Below are 4,682 nucleotides of genomic sequence, written 5' to 3' on the forward strand. Positions count from 1 at the left end.
AGGCCTATAAATTGTTTCCTTGCCTAAAGTCTAAAAAAATTAAGGAGGAATACCAAATGAGAAACCTCAAGCGTGTTCTCAGCCTGGTCCTGGCCGCCATGATGCTCATGGGCATGATGGTCGTGGGCACCAGCGCTGCGAACCTTGATTTCACCGATGCCGATGAAATCAAGAACACCGAGGCCGTCGAGGTCATGGTGGCGCTGAACGTCTTCAACGGTGTTGAGGACGGCAGCACCTTTGATCCTGCGGGCACCCTGACCCGCGAGCAGATGGCCAAGATCATCGCCTTCGTGATGAACGGCGGCGTGGAGCCTGTACTGGGCGTCAAGGAGACCCCCACCTACAGCGATATCGACGGCATCTGGTCCGAGAAGTACATCGAGTACGCCACCAGCATGGGCATCATCGCCGGCGACGGTACCGGTAAGTTCAACCCCAAGGACACCCTGACCGGTGAGCAGGCCGCCAAGATGCTGCTGGTGGCCATGGGCTACAACGCCAATGTGTTTGGTTTTACCGGCAACAACTGGGCCACCAACACCAACCGTTACGCCAACGAGGCCGGCCTGTATGAGGACCTGGAGGGTCTGGACCCCTCCGCCCCCATCTCCCGTGATGACGCCTGCCAGCTGGCCTACAACGCCATCCAGGGCACCATGATGGAGCGTACCTGGCAGCAGGACATGGAGACCGGCAAGCTGACCGAGACCTATCGTCCCTGGACCACCGAGGACAACAACGGCATCAGCTATCCTGTGACCCTGCTGGGCCAGAAGTTCGACGGCACCATCAAGCTGGGTTACATGACCGGCTACAGCTATGACGAGGTCAAGGGCGTTTGGTCCTATGACTTTGATGGCGATGCCAACAGTAACAAGACTGGTCTCCTGGGCGTTCAGACCAGTATCGCCCCCAAGGACGGCATCAACTACGACAACGGCTATGCTGTGAATTCCCCTGTTACCCTCAAGTCCTCCGTGGACTACACCGCCCTGTTTGGTCAGCAGGTGAAGGTGATCTACAACCTGAAGGACAGCGACAAGATCTACGGCATCTACGCCAACGACAGCACCGTCGTGGTGGAGGGCTTCTACGGTGACATCACCGCTTCCAACCTGCCCGCCGCTGGCGTCTCCGAGATCAAGATCGGCGGCGTGACCTACAAGCTGGAAGGCCGTGCTGATGCTACCAACGTGGTGTTTGAGCAGGCCTGCACCGATACCGGTGAGGATCTGGACTCCATCACCAATCTGGCTGGCGCCAATCAGTACTACAGCTACAAGATGATCGACAACGACGGCGACAGCAAGATCAACACCGTCATTGTGACTCCCTTCGTGGTTGGCAAGGTGACCTTTGTTGGCAGCGATTCCATCACTGTCAGCGCCAAGGTGGGCAACGACGCCACCATCACCGGCAACCTGGATCTGGATGACGTGGTCGTGTACGACGGCATTGCCAAGGACGACTATGTCATGGCCGTGAGCGGCACCTACGCTCCCAAGAGCGAGACCACTTACACCAAGCTGGATATCGTCTCCGGCACCATCACCGGCGTCCGTGACACCGATGGCGACGGCGCCAACGATGAGTTCCAGATCGACGGTGAGTGGTACACCAAGGAAGTTCCCACCACTCTGAACTCCGGCGACACCATTGACTACATCGCTCTGGGTTCCGTGATCTACTACGCTGAGGTCACCTCCGGTTCCTTCGGTACCGACGCCGTGGCCGTGGTGTACAACATTGCCGACAAGGTTCCCACCGGTATTGTTGATTCTCATGTTGAGGTTGGTCTGCTGAAGGCTGACGGCACCAAGGCTGTGGGTCAGCTGGTTGAGCTGAACGGCTATGAGCTGGAGACCACCGATGACGTGGATACTGCGATTACCGGCAAGGTGGACGCTGTGGGCAACACCAGCTCTGCCAAGGTGGACTTGACCATTAGCGCTGTCAACGGCGAGCTGGTCAAGTACGAGGTGGACAGCGACGGCAACATCCACCTGTGGACCATTGATGCCGGCTACTATGATCCCAACACCAAGGTCATGGGCTTTGACGGCACTCTGGCCGCTGGTGGTTCCTTCAACAACACCACTGACGAGGTCGCCGGTTACGAGCTGGCTGACGACGCTGTGGTGTTCGTGGTGAAGGGCACCTCTGCCAAGGTGTACACCGGCCGCGAGCTGAAGAACACCATCGGCAACTTTGGCGTTGACAACGCTGGCAACACCGCCTATGCTTCCGGCCTGTACGCCAAGACCAACGGCTTCACCTATGCTCAGGTGGTCGTGCTCCAGGCCGACGCCAACTGGCCCGGCATCACCACCGGCGCCAACTACGGCTACCTGCTGGCTGACAGCTGGACCGCCAAGGAGGACGGCGTCAACTACCGTTACTTCAAGTACTGGGACGGCGCCGACGAGGTGACCGCCAAGGAGAAGGACAAGAGCGACATCTCCACCATGAAGAAGGGCGACATCATCACCTTCGACTATGTTGAGGACGGCGTGATCAAGAACGTCTCCGAGCCCGACATGAAGCTGGGCGCCGTGACCGGTTGGGATGGCGACAGCAAGATCACCATCTCCGGTGACTCCTCTGACAACAACAAGGTGACCGACAGCACTGTGGTCCTGTACGTTGACTCCGAGAAGAAGACCGGCGTGGCCGGCGGCGAGATCAGCGAGGCTGTCAACCTGGACAGCAGCCTTGACGGCTCCCTGGAGGAGAACGTCCTGTACCTGGCCGGCGGCGAGCGCACCTACTCCCTGATCGTTGTGGACGTCAACCACAAGATGATCGCCAACTATGCCCGTTCCCTGAATGCCGCCAGCATCCCCGGTGCCAACGCTGCTGCGAAGGTTGCCTACCTGCAAGGCTTGCTGGCCAACGAGGACGTGGTCATCAACGGCAACCTGAACATCAGGGGCCAGGATATTGACCTGCAGGGGAGTAAGCTGACTGTTGAGGGTAACCTGACTGCCCGGTCCATTGTTGCTAACGCTGCCAGCGACGAGCTGGTTGTCGATGGCAACCTGACTCTGACCGGTGATGCGAGTGACAACGCCGCTACTGTTGTCGGTACTGTGACTGTCGATGGCAAGCTGGTTGTGGCAGAGGACAGCGATGTCAATGTCACCGGCGGCACTTTGAATGTTGGCGCCTTCCCCGCTGCTGCTACCGCTGGTAACGTGTTTGCCACCGGTGAGAGCACCCTGATTATTGGTGATGTCAAGTATCTCGGCGGCTTCGATGCAATCTTCAGCGTTGATGCCGCTCAGGCTGAGCAGGTTGAAGTCCACATCACTCCCAATGGCAACTCCGTTGCTTTGACCCTGCGTGAGGTGAACATGGGCCACATGGACGCTGGCACTGGCGGTCTGGCTGTAACCCTGCAGAACGATTTGGATCTGTCCGCTTGCGGTATTGACCATCTGATTGTGACCAATCGCCTTGATCTGCAGCTTGACGCTGGCAAGAAGCTGGTGTTCAGCAGCGGCGACAAGTTGACCTTCAAGGTTGATAACTGCAAGATTTCCAACATTAACGCTGACGGTGCTGTGACCAATCTTGATGGTGCTTCTGTGAGCAGCGGTGCGATTACTTCCGTATCTTGGGCTGAGTACACCGCTACTGGCGCCGTCACTCTGACTGGTAAAGCGTAAGACATACTTATTGCCCAGTCTGCTGACAACAAGAGCCTTCCCAAACGGGAAGGCTCTTGTATTTTTATCGGAATACAATATAGACATAAGCGTGAGTGTTCGTATTAACTGTTTTGTTGCTTGTGACGCCAAACCCGTCGCTCTGTATTATGATAGAGTCTCCGGCGGCCCCGTCAATGGCCACACAGGGTGTATAGGTGATTTGGTTGGTGTGGTAGGTATTCTCGTAGTCGTCCCGGTCCTTGACGATCACAGCCTTGGGGCGAAAGCCCAGTGTAATGCTCTGACTGCTGCCGTTACCGGTATAGGTACCGGTGACGATCCCCGTTTTTCCCCCCAGCGCAGTGTCGATCTTGGACAGATCCTCGTTGAAGTCCGTCCGCTGAAAGTTGTCCTCGGGCACCCACTGGTGCAGCCCATAGTTTGGTGTGTACGTTGCCATAAACATGCCTCCTTTTTTTGACCTTCCCCCCACAGGGGGGTAAGGTGACACGGCAAAGCCGTGACGGATGAGGGGGCGGCGCGACGGCTCCCCCTCCGTAGGGACCGGACTGTGGCCTGATTGGCCGGAAAAATGGTGCCGTGGATAGCTCCCCCTCCGTAGGGGCCGGACACCGGCCAGCCCGGCTTTCCTTCGTCTTCGTGGGGCGCGACGATCCCGGTGCGCCCCTACGGCGTTGCCCAACCCCGGCAGGGCGGGCGATTGGTCATCGCCCCTACGGATAACCTCATCCCAGTCCGGGATCCACATCCCCCACCTGCGTTCGGGTGGGAGATTTTGTTGCATTGGGGCAAACCCTTTTCCCGCCGTACAACAAAAACCCCCGCCGGGATATGGGCGGGGGAGGACAGGCGCGCCGGGGTCGTTGCGCCCCACGGAGACGGGGCGTCCGGGAGGCCGCCCCCTACGGAGGGGGGAGCCGTCGCGCCGCCCCCTCATCCGGCCTTCGCTTTGCGAAGTCCACCTTCCCCCCTGTGGGGGGAAGGTCAAAGAAAAAGGAGGCATGTTTA

General features: G+C 58.4%; 2 protein-coding genes. One reads left to right on the forward strand and one right to left on the reverse strand.

The features are described 5' to 3' along the window. The first annotated feature begins 56 nt into the window (after positions 1 to 56). Positions 57 to 3,671, forward strand: a complete 3,615-nt coding sequence (locus tag H6B51_RS16195) for an S-layer homology domain-containing protein (RefSeq protein WP_204884637.1) — start codon at positions 57 to 59, stop codon at positions 3,669 to 3,671. 64 nt (positions 3,672 to 3,735) lie between these two features. Here H6B51_RS16195 and H6B51_RS16200 read toward each other — a convergent pair whose 3' ends face one another. Beyond that, positions 3,736 to 4,113, reverse strand: coding sequence for a hypothetical protein (locus tag H6B51_RS16200; RefSeq protein WP_204884638.1), 378 nt, complete (start codon positions 4,111 to 4,113; stop codon positions 3,736 to 3,738). Positions 4,114 to 4,682: the final 569 nt, after the last annotated feature.

Origin of the sequence: Pseudoflavonifractor phocaeensis (genome assembly GCF_016901955.1) — a bacterium.
GTDB lineage: Bacteria > Bacillota > Clostridia > Oscillospirales > Oscillospiraceae > Flavonifractor > Flavonifractor phocaeensis_A.